Source organism: Acidocella aquatica, from assembly GCF_030160635.1.
In the GTDB taxonomy this organism is placed as follows: Bacteria; Pseudomonadota; Alphaproteobacteria; order Acetobacterales; family Acetobacteraceae; genus Acidocella; species Acidocella aquatica.
This window is the reverse complement of sequence record NZ_BSOS01000024.1, coordinates 35,458-55,278: the sequence shown is the minus strand read 5'-3', so window position 1 is coordinate 55,278 and position 19,821 is coordinate 35,458. Positions and strand designations below refer to the sequence as shown.

The window sequence follows — 19,821 nt, the reverse complement described above, 5'->3', positions numbered from 1 at the left end:
CCTCAGGCGGCTGAAAGCTGCAGCGCTCCCGCCACTGACCCGCGCGTCAGCCGGTAATTCGCCTGATCCGCGAAGACCGCGCGAAGCAGCTGATTATTCAGCGCATGCCCCGTCCTGCTGCCCACAAACCGCCCGCAAACCGGCGCCCCGGCCAAGGCCAGATCGCCCACCACATCGAGCAATTTATGCCGCACGAACTCATCGGCAAAACGCAACCCTTCCGGGTTCAAAATATTCGCGCCATCCACCACAATGGCATTTTCCAAACTGCCGCCACGCGCCAGCCCAACCTTGCGCAGCGCCTCAATCTCCGCCGCCTGCGCAAAGGTCCGCGCCGCCGCGATCTCGGCTGCGAAACTCTCCGCCGTCAGCGTGAAACTATAGGCCTGCGCGCCAATCGCCGGGGCGGCAAACTCAATCGCCAGCGAGAGTTCAAACCCCGCGCCGCCAGCGCCATGCGGCCGCAGCTCGGCAAACGCGCCATCCTGCTCCACCCGCACGGTGCGCAAAATCTCCAGGCTCTCGCGCAACCCGCCATGCGCAACCACACCGGCGCTCTCGATCAAAAACAAAAACGGCGCGGCCGAACCATCAAAAATCGGCAATTCCGCGGCATCGACCTCAACCACCAGGTCATCCACCCCGCTCGCCGCCAGCGCCGCCATCAGATGCTCAATGGTCCCCACCCGCGCGTCACCCACGCTCACCACCGTGCACAGCCGCGTATCGTTCACATAATCAAACCGCGCGGGAATGCGCACATCCAAATCGGTGCGATGAAATACAATCCCGCTCCCAGCCTCGGCCGGTACCAGCCGCATCGTCACATCCGTGCCGCTGTGCAGCCCATGCCCGATGCATGAAATCGCCGCCTTCAGCGTCTGGCGCGGGGCCAGGGCGCGTTCGGTGCCGCTAAAGCTGTATCTGTCACGCAAAGACGACATTTTCGGGTCCATCATTAATAACACCTTACTATCTACCCGCCCCCGCACGCCACCGCCAGTCAATCATTATTTCCAATTATGTCGACAGAATCCCTTGAATTTAAACAATAAAAAAGCACCGGACAGTCCCCTGTCCGGTGCTTCACAGCGGCGCGGCCAACCCCCGCCGGGGTGTTAGTTATTGCGGCGTAAAAACGCGGGAATTTCCAACCCGATCTCATCAATCTGCGCCGGACGCACCGCGGCGCGCGGCGCTTCGGCATGCACGGCCGGTTCCTGGCGATGCGGCTGCGCGGGTGCGGCAGCCTTCGAGCCGCCAAACCCGAACACTGATTTAAAGATGCTCGTGCTGCGCGGCGCCTCGGCCGGGCGATGCGATTCGGGCATCACGGCGGGGCGCATAACCGGCGCCGGGCGAGCGGGCGCCTGCGCGGCCGGCTCACCCAGTTCGAGTTCCTGGCCGCCATAGGCCTTGGAGACCAGGGGCGCGGCCGGCGGTTCGGGCACATAACCCGCCGGACGTGAAACCGGAGCCCCCTGCGGCATCTGCATCATCTGCGGCGCGCCGGCATTCTGCTGCCCGCCGTTCTGGCTCACCGCCTGCGCCGGAAACGCCACCGGCTCGGCGCCGCCATTCACCACCTGCAGCTTCGGCATCTGCTGCGGCGCGCTGTCGATCCCGGTTGCGACCACCGACACCCTGATCCGCCCCGCCATGCTCTCATCGAGCGACATGCCGAACATGATGTTCGCATCCTTGTCGACTTCCTCGCCAATCCGGTGCGCCGCCTGGTCAACCTCAAAGAGCGTCACATCCGAGCCGCCGGTGATGTTGATCAACAGACCATGCGCGCCGCGCATATTGGTATCTTCCAGCAACGGATTGCTGATCGCGGCCTCGGCCGCGCGAATCGCGCGATCCTCGCCCTCGGCCTCGCCCGTACCCATCATCGCCTTGCCCATGACTGACATCACGGAGCGGATATCGGCATAGTCAAGGTTCACGATGCCTGGCAGCACCATCAAATCGGTCACGCCGCGCACGCCCATGTAGAGGACGTTATCGGCCATCTCGAAAGCCTCTTTCCAACCAGTGCGCTCATTGGCGACCTTGAAGAGATTTTGGTTGGGAATCACGATCAGCGTGTCGACATAGGCCTGCAGCTCGGCAATGCCTTCCTCGGCCGCGCGCATGCGCTTCTTGCCCTCGAAGGCAAACGGCTTGGTGACAACACCAACGGTCAGAATGTTACGCTCGCGTGCCATCCGCGCGATCACCGGCGCGGCCCCGGTGCCCGTGCCGCCGCCCATGCCCGCGGTGATGAACACCATATGCGTATCTTCCAGATGCCGCGCCAGATCATCCGCCGCTTCATCAGCCGATGCCTTGCCCACTTCCGGCCGCCCGCCGGCACCGTTGCCCTGGGTCAGATGCGGCCCGAGCTGAATGCGCTTTTCCGCCAGCGAGCGCTGCAACTGCTGCGCATCCGTATTCGCCACGACAAAATCAACGCCCGGCAATTGCAGCGAGATCATGTTATTAACAGCATTACAGCCGCCGCCGCCGACACCGAACACGGTAATCCGCGGCGTGAAATCTGTGGTCGACGTCTTCTGGATCGTCAGGTTCAGGGTCATCGGTTATCTCCTCAAGGCAGTATCGGTAAAGAACACATCGTTTTCATGTCAAACACGATTTTTTAAAAAATCCACGAGACCGCGGAACCATCCGCCGCCGCGCTCACTCTCGAAATTTATATCCTGCATGGTCTGGCCTTCACCGGCCGCGAAAGCCAGTAATCCCACCAGCGTCGCGAAGTTCGGCGCGCTCGCCGAATCGGGCAGCCCGATCACCCCGCCCGGCCGGCCGAGCCGCACGTTGCGTTCCAATATCTGCGCGCTGAGTTCACGCACACCGCCCAGTTGCGAGGCCCCGCCGGTCAGCACCACGCGCGTGCCGCCCGCATTGCCAAGCCCCGCGGTTTCCAGCCGGTCCTTCACCAGCTCAAAAATCTCCTCGAGTCGCGGCCGGATCACACTGATCAACATCGAGCGCGGCATTTTCGCGATCTGGTGTTCATCCTCGCCCACCTGCGGCACCGGCAACAGCTCGCGCTCGTCATCGGGGCTGCCCTGGCAGTTGCCGTACAGCGCCTTTAACCGCTCGGCATGCGCCACTGACGTCGAAAATCCCCGCGCGATATCATTGGTGACATGAATGCCCCCCAGCGGAATCTGCGCGGTATGCACCACATGCCCCTCGGAGAACACGGCCATCGAGGTCGTGCCGCCCCCCATATCGATCACCGTCGCCCCCAGCTCGCGCTCATCGCCCACCAGCGATGCCAGCCCCGCCGCCATCGGCGCCGACACCAGCGCCGCGATATCCAGCTCGCAACGCGACAAACAGGCCGAGAGCGTGCGCAGCGCGGTGTTGCCCGCATCCACCACATGCAGCTGCGCCGAGAGCGTATCACAAAACAACCCGCGCGGATCGAGCACACCTTGCGTCTCGTCGGTTGAAAAACTCAAAGGCAGCGCATGGATCGTTGCCCGCCCCTCAGCCGCCGCGCGCGTGCGCGCCTCGCGCACCACGCGCTTGATGTCATCAGCGGTCACGGCCCGCCCATCCACCGGCCATTGCACATTAAACAACCGCGACTCCGGCTGCCCGCAGGAGAGATTCACATAAACCGACTTCAGCCGCATATCGGCCATATCCTCGGCCGCGCCCACCGCCGCGCGGATCGCCTTCTCCGCCTCATCCAAATCGACAATGCCGCCCGACTTGATCCCCCGGCTTTTCTGCCAGCCAAATCCCAACGCCCGCAGCCGCCCGTCGGATTCCGCCCGCCCGATCAAACAGGCGATTTTTGCCGAGCCGATATCCAGCACGCCAAACGGCCCCGATCGCATCACCTTGCCGCGCAGCGTCTCCTCCGGCAGCGGTTTCATCGCGCGTTCGGGCGCAGCCCGGCGAGACAGATCATTCATGCGCGCGCGCCCCTCTTCATGTATGGCTATCCTTTGCCGAGCCGGGCGGCGGCGCCGCCGGATAAGGGCGCACCACCAGCTTGCCCGCCTGGCGCAGGTCGATCACCTCAACCGGCCGGTCAAGCAGCTGCATGCTGGTCTGCAAGGCGCCGAGCTGGTTAATCGCGTCCTGCTCACCCGCAACCGGCAGCTTCACCAGCGCCTGGTCCTTCAAAATCAGGTTCCAGCGCAGCCCATCCACCCGCTCCGCCGCACTCACCCGCGAAGCCAGCGCCGGCACGGCCTTCAGCTCGCTCACCAGCGCCGCCGCGTTCTGCGGCGCATCCGCCCCCGTGAGCAACAACAGCGACGGCTCACGCCGCTTCGCCGCCGCCGCATCCTGCCCCTCGATCACCTTGCCGGTCTTGTCGATCAACACAAAGCGCGGCGGCGCGCCACCGGCGCCCCCGGTCTGCCAGATGGCAAACGCATCCCGCTCGGTAATGTTCACAATCAGCGTTCCCGGCAGCACACGCTCCACCGTGGCGCTTTGCACCGGCCCCAGTTGCTCGACGCGCGCCCGCACCGCCCCCAGCGAAAACCCCAGCGCCGGCTCCCCCGGCTGCACGCCGATCGCCGCCTGCAGCAGCGCCGGGTCCACCGTCTGCGCGCCCACCACCTCCACTTTCGAAATCCTCAACCCCACATCGGCCGCCAGCGCCGCCAGGCCAAAGCCGCCATGATGCGCGGCCACCGGCGCTGGCACCGGCGCCGACCTGACCGAGGGCAGCGAGCGCACCAGCTCCCCCCCCACAATCAACACCGAAACAGCGCCCAACACCCACAGCCCCGGCTTCAGGCTGCGCTTCACCCGCCGGAAATAAAGCTTGCGCGTGCTCAGCCGGTCCTGCGGCGCGGCGGTCTTTTTCGCCCGCGCGCGCGGCGGCGGCGCCGGCATCGCCGCCCGCGCGGTGGCGCCTACACGCGGCATGCCGCCCGCTCCACCATCCAGGTGCAAAGTGCGCGGAAATCCATCCCCACATAGGCCGCCTGCTCGGGCAGCAGCGAGGTCGGCGTCATCCCCGGCTGCGTGTTCACCTCCAGCAGCACGAGCCGCCCGCTGGCATCGTCATAGCGCAAATCCGCCCGGCTGGCGCCCCGGCACCCCAGCGCCCGGTGCGCCGCCAGCGCCACATCGCGCGCCCGCTGCGCCACCTCGGCGGGAATATCCGCCGGCACCACATGGCGCGAGCCGCCAGCGGCATATTTCGCGTGGTAATCATAAAAACTCTCTTCGGAGAGTATCTCCGTCACCACCAGCGCGCGGTCATCCAGCACGCCCACGGTCAGCTCCCGCCCCGGCACGAACTGCTCGACCATCGCCGGGCCATAATGCCATTCCTTCACAATCCGCGCCCGCTCGTTATCGCCCGGCTGCACGATATAAACCCCCACCGATGAACCCTCGTTCACCGGCTTGACCACATAAGGCGGCGGCAGCGGGTCATGGTCCGCCAGCTCCGCGATATCAATCACCCGGTGCGGCGCCACCGGCAGCCCGGCATGCGCGAACACCGCCTTGGCCGCCGCCTTGTCCATCGCCAGCGCCGAGGCCCGCACGCCCGAATGCGTGTAGGGAATCCCCAGATAATCCAGCACACCCTGAATCGTGCCATCCTCGCCAAAGCGCCCGTGCAGCGCGTTGAACACCACATCCGGTGCTGGGGTGAGCGCCGCGATCACCGCGCGCAGATCCTCGCCCACTTCCACCGGCAATACCTCAAACCCGGCACCGCGCAGCGCCGCGATCACCTGCGCGCCCGAGCGCAACGAGACCTCACGTTCAGCGGACATACCCCCCAGCAAAACCGCAACGCGCATCATCCGGGCACTCCAATCCGTTTAATTTCCCAACGCAACGAAACCCCAGCGTTGCGCTCCACGCGCGCGCGCACTTCCTCCCCCAGCCCCTCCAGATCCGCCGCCGTGGCCTCTCCGGTATTAATGAGGAAATTACAATGAAGTTCCGAAACCTGCGCACCACCGCGGCGCAACCCCCGGCACCCGGCGGCATCAATGAGCTCCCACGCCTTCTGGTCCGGCGGATTGGCGAAGGTCGAGCCCCCCGTGCGCGCGCGCACCGGCTGGCTCGCCTCGCGGCTGGTCTTTATCTGCGCCATCTTCGCCGCAATCGCCTGCGCCTCGCCCTTGCGCGCGCGCAACCGCGCCCGCACCACCACCGCGTCCGCCGGCAAATTCGCGTGGCGATAGCTCAACCCCAGCTCATGCGCCCCCACGCGCACCAGCTCGCCCGCGCGCGTCACAATCTCCACCCAGTCGAGCACCTGCGCCATATCCCCGCCATAAGCGCCCGCGTTCATCGCCACCGCGCCGCCAATGGTGCCGGGAATGCCGGAGAGAAACTCCAGCCCCGCCAGCCCCGCCGCCGCCGCGTGCTCCGCCACCGTCACATCCAGCGCCGCGGCCCCCGCGATGATGCCCTCATCCTCAACCACGATCTCGCCAAACCCGCGCGCCAGCTTAATGACAACACCGTTGATCCCGCCATCGCGCACAATCAGATTCGAGGCCGCGCCGATCACGCTCACCGGCATCTCCAGCGGCAATTCCCGCAAGAACGCGCATAAATCCGCCACATCAGCCGGGCGCACCAAAAACTCCGCCGGTCCGCCGACACGGAACCACGTCATCGGCGCCAAAACCGCTCCCGGCGACACCCGCCCGCGAATTTCCGGCAGGACCAGGCTCATCATCACAGCCGCCCCCGCGGGCGCGCCGCATCCTGCAACCCCTGCAACTGCGCCGGCAGCGCCGCCGCCCAATGCGTTATGCTGCCCGCACCTAGGCAGATCACAAAATCGCCGTGCCGCGCGATGGCATGCACCATCTCCGCCAGATGCGACGGATCCGTCAGCGCCACCACCTGGCGGTGCCCCCGCGCGCGCAAGCCTTCAACCAGCGCATCGCGGTCCACACCCTCAATCGGCGCCTCACCCGCGGCATACACATCCGCGACGATCACCGTCCCCGCATCGTTCATGCAGGTGCAGAATTCCTCAAACAACGACTGCAACCGCGTGAAGCGGTGCGGCTGCACCACGGCCACCACATCGCGCGCCCCCGCCTGCCGCGCCGCCTTCAACACCGCGGCGATCTCCACCGGATGATGCCCGTAGTCATCAATCACCGTAATCCCGCCCGCCTCCCCGGTCTTGGAGAAGCGCCGCTTCACCCCTGCGAAATTCGCCAGCGCCGCCTTTATCTGCGCCTCGGGAACATCCATCTCGGCCGCCACCGCGATCGCCGCCACCGCGTTGGAGACATTATGGTTGCCCAACATCGGCAGCCGGAACGGCCCCATCCGCCGCGCCCGCTCCGAAACCCGGTCGGAGAACCGTACCTCAAAGGTCGCGCCGTCCTTGCTTGAGATGATCCGCTCCGCGCGCACATCCGCCTGCGGTGAAAATCCATAGGTAATCACCCGATGATCCGAGAGCGCGGGGATCATCTGCTGCACCGCCGGATGATCGATGCACAAAACCGCAAAGCCATAAAACGGAATGTTCGAGACAAACTGCCGGTAACCCGCCTCCATCGCCTCGCGCGTGCCCCAATGGTCCAGATGCTCCGGGTCCATATTCGTCACGATCGTGATCACAGCGGGAAGCCGCAGGAAACTCCCGTCGGACTCGTCAGCCTCCACCACCATCCAATCGCCCGCCCCCAGCCGCGTGTTGCTGCCATAGGCGTTGATGATCCCGCCGTTAATCACGGTCGGGTCAAACCCCGCGCCTTCCAGCACCGCCGCCACCAGCGAGGTCGTCGTCGTCTTGCCGTGCGTGCCGCCAATCGCCACGGCCCATTTCAGCCGCATCAGCTCCGCCAGCATCTCGGCGCGCCGCACCACCGGGATCAACTTGCGCCGCGCCGCCACCACCTCGGGATTATCCTTGGGCACGGCTGTGGAAATCACCACCACCTGCGCATCGCCCAGGTTCTTCGCATCATGCCCGATGGCCACCCGGATCCCCGCCGCGCGCAACCGGATCACATTGGCGCTCTCGGCAATATCGCTGCCCTGCACGGCATAGCCCAGCTCATGCAGCACCTCGGCAATGCCGGACATGCCGATCCCGCCGATGCCGACAAAATGAATCGTCCCGATGGAAAGCGGCAACGCCCTCATGCGCCCACTCCTTCCATCACCAGCCCCGCCAACCGCTCCGCCGCGTCCGCGCGCCCCGCGCTCGCGGCCGCTTGCGCCGCTGTCACCAAAGTCTCAGGCTTCATCAGAATACTTTCAATTTTATCAGCCAGCGCCTGGGCGCTCAGCCCAACCTGGTCCAGCCGCCACGCGGCATGCGCATCCACCAGCGCATCCGCGTTGGCGCGCTGGTGGTCATCAATGGCGCTGGGCAGCGGGATGAAAATCGCCGGCCGCCCCGCCACCGCGATCTCGGCCACGCTCGAAGCCCCGGCCCGCGCAATCACCAGATGCGCCCGCTGCAAGCGCGCCGCCACATCGTTGAAAAACGGCGCCAGCTCCGCCTCTATCCCCGCATCCTTCAGCGCCACCCGCGCCGCGCCCAATTCTTCCACCCGGCATTGCTGGCTCACCACCAGCCGCGCCCGCAACGCCGCCGGCAACAACGCCAGCGCCTGCGGCATCAACGAGCCAAAAACCTTCGCCCCCAGCGAGCCGCCCAAAATCAACAGCTCGATTTTCCCGTCCGGCGGCGCATAACCCTGCCCATGCAGCGCCGCCACCGCCGGGCGCACCGGGTTGCCGAGCAACACGGTCTTAACGCCCGCGGGCACCGCCGAGGTCTTCGCAAAACTCAACACCAGCACATCACAAAACCGCGCCAGCAGCCGGTTCGCCCGCCCCAGCACCGCATTCTGCTCATGCAGAAAAATCCTTGGCCGCCGCCCCAACAAAACCGCCGCCACCACCGGCGGCACCGCCGGATATCCGCCAAACGCCACCACCACGCCCGGCTGCAACGCCCGCAAAATCTTCCGCGCCTGGAACACGCCCTTCGCCAAGGCCAAGGCCCCCTCCAGCGCACTGCGCAAACTGCGGCCAGACAATCCCGCCCCCGCGATCACATGCCGCTCCGCATTGGCAAACACCGCGGATGACAACCCGCCAGAGCGCGCATCAGTCAGCAACACCACCCGCTCGCCGCGCGCCAGCAGCGCCGCCGCCAGCGCCTCGGCCGGGAAAAAATGCCCCCCCGTACCGCCGGCCGCGATCACCACCGGCCTTTGCACCGGCGCCCTCATGTATAATCCCCCTGATGGCGCTTGCGCGTCAGCGCCAGCAAAAACCCCATCTGAATCGAAATCGCCAGCACCGAACTGCCACCATATGAAATAAACGGCAGCGTCATCCCCTTGGTCGGAATCAGCGAGAGCGAAGAGGCCATATTCACGAACGCCTGCAGCCCAAACCCCACGATCAACCCGCCCGCCGCCAGCACCACGAACAAATTCGGCTCCGCCAGCAGGCGCACCAGCGCACGCATCACAATCGAGGCGAACACAAAAATAATGAACCCGCAAAAAAACAGCCCAAACTCTTCCCCCGCCACGGCAAACACAAAATCCGCCCGCGCATCGGGCAGATAATGCTTAACCTGCCCCTCGCCCGGCCCCAGGCCAAACATCCCGCCATTGCCAAACGCCGAGAGCGCGGTCAGCGCCTGATACGCCGAGGTTTTCGTCGGATGCAGAAACAATTCAACGCGCGTGTGCACATGGCTGATGAACATGAACGCGCCGATAAACGCGAGCACCACGAGCGCTGCGGCCACGCCCACCCATTTCACTTCCATCCCGTCGAGATAAAACTGCGAGAACACCACCATGGTGAACAAAAACGTCATGCCGATATCGGGCTGCATTTTCAGCATCAGCGCGGTGATCAAAAACACTCCCAGCGCCGCCCGCTTGCCCGGAAACCCCGGCGTGCGCCGCGATTCCGCAATCAGCCAGGCGGTGATGATGATAAACCCAGGCCGCAAAAACTCGCTCGGCTGAATGGTGAACCCGGGCAGTGAAATCCACCGGTGCGCGCCATCCACCTCCACGCCATGCACCAGCGTGAAGCCGGTGAGGAAGAAGAACACAATCCCCAGCCCCAGCGCGCTCAGCTTCACCTGCCGCAGCGAGAGCATCGACATGCCAAGCATCACCCCGCCCCCCATGGCGAGAAAGAAAATCTGCCGGACCATCGCCATCGTATGCGGGTCGGTCAGGCGCATCGAGATCCCCGGCGTCGCCGCCAGCGCCAGCACATAGCCAATGCCGATCAGCACCGCGAGCGCCAGCAGCGTCACCCGGTCCACGCTCCACCACCAGCGGCCGATCACCGATGTATCGGCGCGCGAGAGCGGCGGCATTACACGCCCCCCCTTGCCAACGCGGCAAACCGCGAGCCGCGCGCCTCAAAATCCACAAACTGGTCAAAACTGGCGGCCGCCGGCGAGAACAGCACCACCTCCGCCCCGCTCGCCTTCGCCGCCTCAAACGCCAAGGGCACCGCCGTCTCCAGCGTCCCCGCAATATCGTTCGCCACGCCATGCGCGCTCAATGTCCGCGCGAACGCCGGCCCATCGCGCCCGATCAAAAACGCCTTCTCAATGCGTGAAAAATACGGCACCAGCGCGTCAATCCCGCCCGCCTTGCCCACACCGCCCGCAATCCACACAAAGCGCGCATAACAGCCCATGGCCCGGGCCGCCGCGTCGGCATTGGTCGCCTTGCTGTCGTTGATGAACCGCACCCCCTCGCGCAGCGCGACATCCTGCTGCCGGTGCGCCAGTCCGGGGAAGCTCTCAATCCCCCGCGCAATCGCCGTGCCGTCCACCCCCAGCGCCCGCGCCGCCGCCGCCGCCCCCGCCGCATTCTGCGCGTTATGCTCACCCGGCAACGCCCGCGCCCTGCTCACGCCGCCCACGCCCGAAACCCGCACCACGCGCGCCGCCTGGCCATCCAGCCAATCCGCCATCTCGCGCGAGAATTCATCATCCACGCCAACCACCGCCACGCATTCCGCATCCTGGCGCGCGAAAATCTCGCGCTTGGCGGCGGCATAACCTGCCATGTCGCCATGGCGGTCCAGATGATCGGGGGATAAATTCAGCATAACCGCGACATCGAAGCGCAGGCTGGCGAGTCTCTCCAACATATAGCTCGACATTTCGAGCACATAAACGCCGTTGTCCGGCAACAGCGGCAGGCTCAGCGCCGCCGGCCCCAGATTCGCCCCCGCCGCGCTGGGCACCCCTGCCGCATCCAGAATATGCGCCAGCAGCGCCGTGGTGGTCGATTTCCCGTTTGTCCCGGTAATCCCCACAAACCGCGCCCGGCTCCCGCTGCCCCTTACCGCGCGGAACAACAACTCCGCATCAGTGAGCACCGGCACCCCATGCGCCAGCGCCCATGCCGCCTGCTCATGCGCCTTGGGCAATCTGTGCGCGATCCCGGGCGAAATCACCAGCGCGTCCACCCTGCCCGGCACCTCGGAAGGTTTCGCCACCTCAAACCCAACCGCCGCCCTGCGCGCGCCCGCCGCGTCATCCCAGACAAACACCTGCGCCCCCATATCGCGCAGCGCCCGGGCCGCGGGCAGCCCCGCCCGGCCCAGCCCCAGCACGGCAAAGCGCATCCCAGCAAATACCGGAGCGTAATTCATCGTATTTTCAACGTGGCCAGGCCCACCAGCCCCAGGATCATGGCGATAATCCAGAACCGGATCACAATCGTCGGCTCCGCCCAGCCCTTTTTCTCAAAATGGTGGTGCAGCGGCGCCATCAGGAACACCCGCCGCCCCGTGCGCTTATACCAGAACACCTGCACGATGACCGAGACCGTCTCCACCACGAACAACCCGCCGACAATCGCCAGCACGATCTCGTTCTTCGTCGCCACCGCCACCGCGCCCAGCGCCCCGCCCAGCGAGAGCGAGCCCGTATCGCCCATGAACACCGCCGCCGGCGGCGCGTTGAACCACAAAAACCCCAGCCCCGCGCCAATCAGCGCGGAGAGAAACACGGTCAGCTCGCCTGATCCGGGAATAAAATTAATCTCCAGATACCCGGCAAAAATCTTGTTCCCCACCAGATACGCGATCAGCCCGAACACCGCCGCGGCGATCATCGCCGGCACAATCGCCAGCCCGTCCAGCCCATCGGTCAGGTTCACCGCATTGGAGGCGCCCATCATCACGAACATCGCCACCAGCGGGAACAGCAGGCCAAAGGGTATCAGCACGTTTTTCAACATCGGCAGCGCCAGCTCGGTGCCCAGCGGCGCTGGCATCAGCGCCAGCATCCAAACCGCCGCCACCAGCCCGATCGCCGCCTGCGCCGCCAGCTTCACCCGGCCGGAGACCCCCTTGGTGTTGCGCCTCGTCAGCTTCAGGAAATCATCGGCGAAGCCAATGCCGCCATACCCGAAGGTCACCAGCAGGCTCGCCCAGATATAGCCGTTGCGCAGATCCGCCCAGATCAGCGTCGAGAGCCCCATCGCGATCAAAATCAGCACCCCGCCCATGGTCGGCGTGCCCTTTTTCTCGATCAGATGCCGCTCCGGCCCATCCGTGCGGATCGGCTGCCCATGCCGCTGCACCGACTTCAGATACCGGATCACCTTCGGCCCGGCCCAGAAGCTGATAATCAGCGCCGTCAGGCACGCCCCGCCCGCCCGGAAGCTAATGTAGCGGAACAGGTTGAACACATGCACATGCCCAGCCAAGGGGAAGAGAATCGCATACAACATCAGGCGGGGCTTTCCAGAACCGAGATAACATCACGCATGCGGCTGCCGTAACTGCCCTTCACCAGCACAGTGTCCCCCGCGCGCAATGCGGCTTTCACCAGCGGCGCCAGGGTGGCGGCGTCAGCTGCATGCGCGCCCTGCTTGGACCGCGGCAGCGAGTCGAACAAAGCCTTGCTATGCGCGCCGCACGTAAAAACACTGTCCGCGCCTGCCAAAACCGCCGGCAAAAGTGCTAAATGCTCACCCTGCGCAAAATCCCCTAACTCCAGCATGTCCCCCAGCACGGCCACATGCCGCCCAGGTTGCAACGCCAGCACCGCCAGCGCCGCGCGCATGGAGGCCCCCGAGGCATTGTAGCTCTCATCGAGCAGCACCGCCGCCCCGCCCGGCACAGCAATCCTCCGCCGCGCGCCCCGGCCGGAGAACGGCGCAAACCCATCCAGCGCCGCCGCCGCGCGCGCCAGGTCCAGCCCCAGCCCCGCCGCCGCCGCCAACACTGAAAGCGCGTTCATCGCCATATGCCGCCCCGGCGCCGCCAGCCCGAACCACACCGGAACGCCATCAATTTCGGCTGCAATCTCAGAGGCTTCCGCCGAATTCTTCAACTCAACCAGCCGCGCATCCACAGCGCCCTCGCCAAACACCAGCGCCCGGCACCCCACCGGCACCGCCGCGCGCAGCAGCGGCAGAAACATCGAATCCCCCGGCAAAACCGCCGTCCCGCCCGGCACCAGCCCCGAAAACACCGCCGCCTTCTCGCGCGCGATCGCCTCCTCGGAGCCCATCAACCCGAGATGCGCCCGGTCCACGCAGGTGATAATCGCCACATCCGGCTGTACCAGCGCCACCAGCGGCGCGATCTCGCCCGGATGGTTCATCCCGATCTCAAACACCCCGAACGCCGCATCCCCCGGCATCCGCGCCAGGGTGAGCGGCACCCCGATATGGTTGTTGAAACTCGCCTCGGCGGCATGCACCGGCCCAAACGCGCATAAAGTCCGGCGCAGCATCTCCTTGGTGGTGGTCTTGCCCACGCTCCCCGTCACCGCCACAATCTTCGCGCCCGCCCGCGCCCGCGCCGCCCCGCCCAGACGCTCCAGCGCCCGCAGCGTATCCGCCACCACAATCACCCGGCCCGGCATGGGCTTTGAGACCAGCGCCGCCGCCGCCCCCTTGGCAAACGCGGCTTCGACAAACTCATGCCCATCGCGCTCGCCGCGCAGCGCCACGAACAAATCTCCCGGCGCCAGCGTGCGCGTATCGATGCTGATCCCGCTCACATCGCGGCCAACATCCACGCCAAACACCGCGCGCAATTCAGCCGCGCTCCAAAGCGCGCTCACAGCGGCGTCCCTGTCTGGGGCGCGGCGCCCAGCGCGCGGATCACCGCGGCATCGTCAAAAGGTATCACCTCCCCCTGCACAATCTGCCCCTGCTCATGGCCTTTCCCGGCCACCACCAAAACATCCCCGGCGCGCAGCGCGCTCAGCCCGGCGGCAATCGCCTCCCGCCGGTCGCCAATCTCAATCCCGCCCGGGCATGCCGCCATAATCGCCGCGCGGATCAGCGCCGGGTCCTCGCTGCGCGGATTGTCATCGGTCACAATCGCCACATCCGCCAGCCTCGCCGCCTGCTCGCCCATCAACGGCCGCTTGCCCGCATCCCGGTCGCCGCCCGCGCCAAACACAATCACCAGCCGTCCGGCGGCATGCGGACGCAGCGCGCTCAAAACCCGCGCGATCGCATCGGGCGTATGCGCATAATCCACATAGGCCGCCGCGCCGTTATCCAACACCAGCGCGCGTTCAAGCCGCCCCCGAACCCCTTGCAATTGCGGCAAATACTCAACCGCCCCGGCCACGCCCACCGCCTCGGCCAACGCCGCTGCCAGCACCGCGTTATCCGCCTGAAAGCGCCCCGGCAGATGCAGGCTCACCTGCCGCCCCTGCGTATGCACAACCTGCCCATCGGGCCGCGCCTCCACGCGCGAGACGCCCACGGCCCTGAATTCCAGCCCGCGCCGCGCCGCGATCTCGCGCAGGAGCGCCAGCGTCTGCGCCTCCATATCCGCCATCGCCACGGCCACCGCCCCGCGCGGCAGCAACACCTCGAACAGCCGCAGCTTCGCCGCCCGGTAGGCATCCATCGAGCCGTGATAGTCGAGATGGTCGCGCGTCAGATTGGTGAACCCCGCGGCGGCAAAGCGCAGCCCATCCAAGCGGCACTGCTCGATCCCGTGGCTGGAGGCCTCCAGCGCCACATCGGTAAACTTCCGCGCCGCCAGCATCGCCAGCGTGTTCGCCAGCGTCACCGGGTCGGGCGTCGTGAGCGAACCGCTCACCGGAACCCCCGGCGCGATCACCCCCAGCGTCCCCAGCGACGCCGCCTCGCGCCCCGCCGCGGCCAGAATCTGCCGCAGAAAATCCACCGTGCTGGTCTTGCCGTTGGTCCCCGTCACCGCGACCAGCCGCTCGGGCATCTTGCCCGCCAGCTCCACCGCCAGCTCCGCCAGCCGCGCGCGCGGCTCGGCCGCGCAATAGAGCGGGCGCGGCGGCACGCCAGGCGGCCAGCTCGTTCCCTCCGGCGCCAACACAGCCACGGCGCCGCGTTGCACCGCCTCGGCGATATAGCGCCGGCCATCCGCCTTAACCCCCGGCAGCGCCACGAACAAAAACCCCGGCCGCACCGCCCGGCTGTCAGCCGTTATGCCGCTCACCCCGTTCAATTCAGGACTCCTCATGCCCAGCCCCGCTCTCACGTTGCGTCATATGGCTGCCCGGCAGCGGATACACGGGCGCCATCACACCGTTATGCGCGCGGTGGCTGGCATGCGAGGCCGAGAGCAGCGGCGCCGGCGCGCTGGCCGCCTTCCCCGGTGCAGGCTGCGCGGGCGCCGCCGGCGGCTTCTCGCCCAGCAATTCATAGGCAAACGCATTCGCCCCCGGCGGCAGCGGATTCCCCGGCCCCAGCGCCGCCTTGCCCGGCGGCGGCGCGGGTTGCAACGGCACGGTCCAGGCCGCATCCAGCGCCGCCAGCTGGTCGCCCGCCGCCGGCAAAATACCCAGCATCGGCCCAATCCGCGCGATAATCCGCGCCACCGCGGGCGCCGCGATATACCCGCCCGTGGTAAATCCGTGCGTCGTCGCATCCGCATGCGGCTGCAACACCAGCACATAGATCACATATTGCGGGTCCTGCATCGGGAACGCCGCCATGAACGAGGCATTATTCGTATGCAGCAGATACCGCCCGTTCGGCCCCACCACCTGCGCCGTCCCGGTCTTGCCGCCCACCACATAGCCCGGCACCGAAGCAAAGGTGCCGGTGCCCGAGAGCACCACATTGGTCATCAGCTTGCGCATCATGTCCGAGGTGCTCTGCTGCATCACCCGCACCCCCTGCGGCTGCGGCCCGCTCGGGTCCACCGCCAGCAGCGTCGGGTCATACCGGATGCCGCCGTTCACAATCGGCAGCACCCCGGTCACCAGATGCAGCGGGCTCACCGCGATGCCGGCGCCAAACGAGACCGTCATCGTCGTCGCCAGCCCCCACTGGCTCAGCGGCGGATATTGCGGCATCGGCGGCCCCGGCAGCTGCACATTCAGCGGCTTGAAAAACCCCTGCTTGGCCAGCCACGCCTGCTCGATCTTCGGCCCCAAAATCGTCGCAATCCGCGACGCGCCGATGTTGGACGACACATTGAGAATCTGCGGCACCGCCATCCACACATGCGCCGGCTCAAAATCCGTGATGGTAAAGCGCCCCACGCGCAGCGGATGCGTGGTATCAAAATAATCCCAGTAATGGATCATCCCCGAATCCAGCGCCATGGAAATGGTCTGCAGCTTGAACACGCTGCCCGGCTCATAATCGCCATTGACGCATTTATTGAACTGGCTGTTCGGGTTTGCCGTGCCATAAACATTCACATCATAATCCGGCAGGCTCGACATCGCCAAAATCTCACCGGTATGCGCGTTCATCACAATCGCGCAGCCCCCCGGCGACTGAAACTCCTTCACCGCCGAAGCCAGCTCATCATGCACGATGCTCTGAATCCCCGCATCGATGGAGAGCGCCAGCGGCGCCGGATCGCTGGTCAGCCGCTGGTTGAAATACTCCTCCACCCCCGCGATGCCGTTCCCGCCGACGCTGACCCCGCCCAAAATATGCGAAGCCAGATCCCCATCGGGATAATGCCGCTTCTCGGCATCCTCAAAATACACGCCAGGAATACCAAGCTGGTTCACCGCCAGCTCCTCGGGCGGCGTCAACTTGCGGTCCAGATACACAAAATCCTTGCCCGAGGCGAGCTTCTTCTCCGTCCCCGCCACGTCCAGCCCGGTCAGCACCGTGGCCAGCTTCTCCGCCGCGCCCACCGGGTCGGGCACCTGGCGCGGATCAGCATATAACTCCGCCCCCGGCAGCGATACCGCCAGAATCGTGCCGTTGCGGTCGGTGATATCCGCGCGCCCCGGCGGCGGCGGCGTCACATCCAGCACCGGCTGCATCGCCGCCAGCTGCGCCTGGCTCGGCAAAATCGGATGCCAGATGGTGGCATAGGTCAGCCGCAGCGCCAGCGCGCCAAACAGCACGGCAAACATCAACGCGCCGATCAACAGCCGCCCATGCGCCTTCTCCAGCGCCGCCCGCTGGTCCAGATCCGGCGAGGTGACCCGCACATGCTCCATCATCGGCACGGCACCGCGCTCCGGCGCACCCTTGCGGCGCGACGGCGGCGGCGGCTCAGGCCGCAAAGTCAGTGTCAATTGCCGCTCCCGCTCTGCGCCATCCCCAGCAGCGAGCCCCCATCGTCCTGCGCCGAAGCCATCGGCACCGCCTGCGCCACCGCGCGGACCGACATCACCTGCGCCCCCATCGGCGGCCGGACCGCCGCCAGCGGCTGCGCGCTGAACGCCGGGCGGTTCTGGGCATATTCATGCGTCACGCTGGCTTTGTTATGCCGCACATGCGCCATATGCGCCTGCCCCAGCAGGCTGCGCGGCTGCGCATCAGCGCTGGCGAGATGCACCGCCGCCTTGTCCGCACCAACAACCCCCTGCGCCCGGGCGAGATGCACCATCGCCTTCGCCACCGGCTGCACGCCCGCCATCTTCACCGCCGGTTGCACCATTGTTTGCCCAGCCGATTGCACCGCTGACGCCACCGCCGCCGGCATGGGCGCCACCACCGGCAACACCGGCACCGCATCCAGCGGGTTAGGCCCCGGCGCCGCGCTGCCCGGCGCCGGCAACGCGCTGCCAAGCGCCGCCAGCGTCATAAGCTGGTTCGGCTTCATCGGCTGCAAAGTGGTGAACTGCGTGGAGAGCTGGGCCAGACGCGAGGGATCAGCCTCCAGCGCCCATTGCGCCTGCAACACGCGGATACGCTGCTGGTCCAGCCGGGTCGCCTGCGTCACCGCGGCAATCTGGTCATCGAGCATCTGCGCATGATGCTTCACCACAAACAGATACGCGCCCGAAACAAAGAACAAGATCGCGCTGAGCAAGGTGAGCGGCCGGATCATGCTGCCAGCCTTTCCATCGCCCGCAGCTTGGCGCTGCGCGCGCGCGGATTGGCCTTTACCTCCGCCGCCCCCGGCCCCACGGCATTGCTCGTCAACAATTTAAACCGCGGCTTCGCGCCGCCCTGCATCCCCGCCGGATCATGGCGCGACACACCGGGCGCGCGCCCGCTCTCCTGCGCGAAAAACCGCTTCACAATGCGGTCTTCCAACGAATGAAAACTCACCACCACCAGCCGCCCGCCCGGCGCCAGCAACGCCGCCGCCTGCTCCAGCGCCGCCGCGATATCGCCAAGCTCATCATTCACGGCAATGCGCAACGCCTGAAAACTCCTGGTCGCGGGATCAATGCCCGATTTATCTGGCCGCACAACGCTCCGTATCACCCCGGCGAGATCCGCCGTTGTTACAAATTTCTCTACTTTCCGCCGCTCAACAACGGCTTTCGCAATCCGCCGGGACGCTTTTTCATCCCCGAACTGGTAAAGTATATCAGCGAGTTCGGATTCGGGTAGCGTGTTAACGAGCGTCGCCGCCGTCATCTCCGCGCTGCCCATCTGCATGTCCAAAGGCCCGCTCTGGCGAAAAGAAAATCCGCGCGCCGCATCGTCGATCTGGTACGAAGAAACGCCCAGATCAAACACCGCGCCATCCAGCGCCTCGACTCCCCTCTCGCCCAATAGCTTTAAAATTTCGCTGATCCTGCCTTGGCAAATCTCCAACCGGCCCGGATACTCACCGGCCATCTCCAGCGCGCGCGCCACCGCCGCCGGGTCGCGGTCAATGGCGAACAGGCGGCAATCGGCGGCATCGAGAATCGCCTTCGCATAGCCGCCGCCGCCAAACGTGCCATCCAGATAAACGCCGCCGCCGCGCGGGCGCAGCATCGCCACCGCCTCATCGCGCATCACCGGAACATGAGAGAAGCTGTTCATGCCTGGCCTCCTGGCACAGCCGCGCGCGCCGCCGCCAGATGCGCCGCCCCCGCCGACGGCTCCCAGATATGAAAATTATCGCCCCGGCCAAAAAACGCCACCGCGTCCTTAATCCCGGTCAGCGCCAGCGCGCCGGGCGGCAGCATGATCCGCCCCTCCTTATCGGTCTCCAACTGCCAGGCATCGGTGAACAGGCGCGAGACGGTCTCGTCATAGGCCGCGTCCAGCCGGTCATATTTGCTAAGCTCCTTGCGCGCCATCTCCGCATAAGCCGAAGGCGCCCAGGCCTCGATGCAGCCCTTGATATGCGACGGACACAAAACCAGCGGAATCGCCCCCGGCTCACTCTTCAGAATCGCGCGGAAAGGCGCCGGGATGGAAACCCGCCCCTTCACGTCCAATCGATTCTCGTGCTTGCCAAAAAACAGGGACATCGGGGGGGGTTCTCGTTGGGCCTTCATATATCCCGCATGGGATCACATGGGATTTCCCCCCACTACCATGTTCAACACCCCCACGTCAAAGACAATCAAGCCGATACGGCCTCGATTCAACCCGATTCACCCCCTTCGCGCCTTTAAAGTTTCAAAGCCAATGTTTCTGATTTGTTCCATATCCGGCGCGGCGCCCGCCCTGGCGG

General features: G+C 65.9%; 17 protein-coding genes. All 17 read right to left on the bottom strand.

Going from position 1 to position 19,821, the window contains the following annotated elements; genetic code table 11:
• Positions 1-2 precede the first annotated feature (2 nt).
• The 17 genes from lpxC to QQJ84_RS05715 all read right to left on the bottom strand — a co-directional run bounded on the left by lpxC (position 3) and on the right by QQJ84_RS05715 (position 19,615).
• Positions 3-959 carry a UDP-3-O-acyl-N-acetylglucosamine deacetylase gene (gene lpxC / locus QQJ84_RS05795; protein ID WP_284257167.1) on the bottom strand — a complete coding sequence of 319 codons (957 nt, stop codon included), beginning with the start codon at positions 957-959 and terminating at the stop codon, positions 3-5.
• A gap of 159 nt (positions 960-1,118) precedes the next feature.
• Positions 1,119-2,582: a cell division protein FtsZ gene (ftsZ, locus tag QQJ84_RS05790; RefSeq protein WP_284257166.1), complete on the bottom strand. Its 1,464-nt coding sequence runs from the start codon at positions 2,580-2,582 to the stop codon at positions 1,119-1,121.
• A gap of 48 nt (positions 2,583-2,630) precedes the next feature.
• Positions 2,631-3,938 carry a cell division protein FtsA gene (gene ftsA, locus QQJ84_RS05785; protein ID WP_284257165.1) on the bottom strand — a complete coding sequence of 436 codons (1,308 nt, stop codon included), beginning with the start codon at positions 3,936-3,938 and terminating at the stop codon, positions 2,631-2,633.
• Between the two features lie 16 nt (positions 3,939-3,954).
• On the bottom strand, positions 3,955-4,908 hold the full coding sequence (locus QQJ84_RS05780) for a cell division protein FtsQ/DivIB (RefSeq protein WP_284257164.1): 954 nt from the start codon (positions 4,906-4,908) through the stop codon (positions 3,955-3,957).
• Positions 4,896-5,801 (bottom strand): D-alanine--D-alanine ligase, encoded by a 906-nt coding sequence (locus QQJ84_RS05775; protein ID WP_284257163.1) that lies wholly within the window; start codon positions 5,799-5,801, stop codon positions 4,896-4,898. The genes QQJ84_RS05780 and QQJ84_RS05775 overlap by 13 nt, the downstream gene beginning before the upstream one ends.
• Positions 5,798-6,691 carry a UDP-N-acetylmuramate dehydrogenase gene (gene murB / locus QQJ84_RS05770; protein WP_284257162.1) on the bottom strand — a complete coding sequence of 298 codons (894 nt, stop codon included), beginning with the start codon at positions 6,689-6,691 and terminating at the stop codon, positions 5,798-5,800. Before murB ends, QQJ84_RS05775 begins: the two co-directional genes overlap by 4 nt.
• Positions 6,691-8,124, bottom strand: coding sequence for a UDP-N-acetylmuramate--L-alanine ligase (gene murC / locus QQJ84_RS05765; RefSeq protein WP_284257161.1), 1,434 nt, complete (start codon positions 8,122-8,124; stop codon positions 6,691-6,693). Before murC ends, murB begins: the two co-directional genes overlap by 1 nt.
• Complete coding sequence (gene murG / locus QQJ84_RS05760) at positions 8,121-9,224, bottom strand: undecaprenyldiphospho-muramoylpentapeptide beta-N-acetylglucosaminyltransferase (protein ID WP_284257160.1); 1,104 nt, start codon at positions 9,222-9,224, stop codon at positions 8,121-8,123. The genes murC and murG overlap by 4 nt, the downstream gene beginning before the upstream one ends.
• Positions 9,221-10,342 (bottom strand): FtsW/RodA/SpoVE family cell cycle protein, encoded by a 1,122-nt coding sequence (locus QQJ84_RS05755; protein ID WP_284257159.1) that lies wholly within the window; start codon positions 10,340-10,342, stop codon positions 9,221-9,223. Before QQJ84_RS05755 ends, murG begins: the two co-directional genes overlap by 4 nt.
• Positions 10,342-11,637 (bottom strand): UDP-N-acetylmuramoyl-L-alanine--D-glutamate ligase, encoded by a 1,296-nt coding sequence (murD, locus tag QQJ84_RS05750; RefSeq protein WP_284257158.1) that lies wholly within the window; start codon positions 11,635-11,637, stop codon positions 10,342-10,344. The genes QQJ84_RS05755 and murD overlap by 1 nt, the downstream gene beginning before the upstream one ends.
• A complete protein-coding gene (mraY, locus tag QQJ84_RS05745; RefSeq protein WP_284257157.1) occupies positions 11,634-12,722 on the bottom strand; it encodes a phospho-N-acetylmuramoyl-pentapeptide-transferase in 1,089 nt (362 codons plus the stop codon). Before mraY ends, murD begins: the two co-directional genes overlap by 4 nt.
• Positions 12,722-14,065, bottom strand: a complete 1,344-nt coding sequence (locus QQJ84_RS05740) for a UDP-N-acetylmuramoyl-tripeptide--D-alanyl-D-alanine ligase (protein ID WP_284257156.1) — start codon at positions 14,063-14,065, stop codon at positions 12,722-12,724. Before QQJ84_RS05740 ends, mraY begins: the two co-directional genes overlap by 1 nt.
• The gene (locus tag QQJ84_RS05735) at positions 14,062-15,462 is read right to left on the bottom strand and encodes a UDP-N-acetylmuramoyl-L-alanyl-D-glutamate--2,6-diaminopimelate ligase (RefSeq protein WP_284257155.1); all 1,401 of its coding nucleotides are present in this window, start codon (positions 15,460-15,462) and stop codon (positions 14,062-14,064) included. Before QQJ84_RS05735 ends, QQJ84_RS05740 begins: the two co-directional genes overlap by 4 nt.
• Complete coding sequence (locus tag QQJ84_RS05730) at positions 15,449-17,491, bottom strand: peptidoglycan D,D-transpeptidase FtsI family protein (RefSeq protein ID WP_284257154.1); 2,043 nt, start codon at positions 17,489-17,491, stop codon at positions 15,449-15,451. Before QQJ84_RS05730 ends, QQJ84_RS05735 begins: the two co-directional genes overlap by 14 nt.
• A complete protein-coding gene (gene ftsL, locus QQJ84_RS05725) occupies positions 17,488-18,249 on the bottom strand; it encodes a cell division protein FtsL (RefSeq protein WP_284257153.1) in 762 nt (253 codons plus the stop codon). Before ftsL ends, QQJ84_RS05730 begins: the two co-directional genes overlap by 4 nt.
• The gene (rsmH, locus tag QQJ84_RS05720) at positions 18,246-19,181 is read right to left on the bottom strand and encodes a 16S rRNA (cytosine(1402)-N(4))-methyltransferase RsmH (RefSeq protein WP_284257152.1); all 936 of its coding nucleotides are present in this window, start codon (positions 19,179-19,181) and stop codon (positions 18,246-18,248) included. The genes ftsL and rsmH overlap by 4 nt, the downstream gene beginning before the upstream one ends.
• Positions 19,178-19,615: a division/cell wall cluster transcriptional repressor MraZ gene (locus QQJ84_RS05715; RefSeq protein WP_284257151.1), complete on the bottom strand. Its 438-nt coding sequence runs from the start codon at positions 19,613-19,615 to the stop codon at positions 19,178-19,180. The genes rsmH and QQJ84_RS05715 overlap by 4 nt, the downstream gene beginning before the upstream one ends.
• Positions 19,616-19,821 lie beyond the last annotated feature (206 nt).

Coding starts and splice junctions, on each gene's coding strand:
- ftsZ (WP_284257166.1), bottom strand. CDS start 2,582: ATGACCCTGAACCTGACGATCCAGAAGACGTCGACCACAGATTTCACG.
- QQJ84_RS05735 (WP_284257155.1), bottom strand. CDS start 15,462: ATGAGGAGTCCTGAATTGAACGGGGTGAGCGGCATAACGGCTGACAGC.
- murC (WP_284257161.1), bottom strand. CDS start 8,124: ATGAGGGCGTTGCCGCTTTCCATCGGGACGATTCATTTTGTCGGCATC.
- ftsL (WP_284257153.1), bottom strand. CDS start 18,249: ATGATCCGGCCGCTCACCTTGCTCAGCGCGATCTTGTTCTTTGTTTCG.
- mraY (WP_284257157.1), bottom strand. CDS start 12,722: ATGTTGTATGCGATTCTCTTCCCCTTGGCTGGGCATGTGCATGTGTTC.
- murG (WP_284257160.1), bottom strand. CDS start 9,224: ATGAGGGCGCCGGTGCAAAGGCCGGTGGTGATCGCGGCCGGCGGTACG.
- murD (WP_284257158.1), bottom strand. CDS start 11,637: ATGAATTACGCTCCGGTATTTGCTGGGATGCGCTTTGCCGTGCTGGGG.
- lpxC (WP_284257167.1), bottom strand. CDS start 959: ATGATGGACCCGAAAATGTCGTCTTTGCGTGACAGATACAGCTTTAGC.
- QQJ84_RS05755 (WP_284257159.1), bottom strand. CDS start 10,342: ATGCCGCCGCTCTCGCGCGCCGATACATCGGTGATCGGCCGCTGGTGG.
- QQJ84_RS05775 (WP_284257163.1), bottom strand. CDS start 5,801: ATGATGCGCGTTGCGGTTTTGCTGGGGGGTATGTCCGCTGAACGTGAG.
- ftsA (WP_284257165.1), bottom strand. CDS start 3,938: ATGAATGATCTGTCTCGCCGGGCTGCGCCCGAACGCGCGATGAAACCG.
- rsmH (WP_284257152.1), bottom strand. CDS start 19,181: ATGAACAGCTTCTCTCATGTTCCGGTGATGCGCGATGAGGCGGTGGCG.
- murB (WP_284257162.1), bottom strand. CDS start 6,691: ATGATGAGCCTGGTCCTGCCGGAAATTCGCGGGCGGGTGTCGCCGGGA.
- QQJ84_RS05715 (WP_284257151.1), bottom strand. CDS start 19,615: ATGTCCCTGTTTTTTGGCAAGCACGAGAATCGATTGGACGTGAAGGGG.
- QQJ84_RS05780 (WP_284257164.1), bottom strand. CDS start 4,908: ATGCCGCGTGTAGGCGCCACCGCGCGGGCGGCGATGCCGGCGCCGCCG.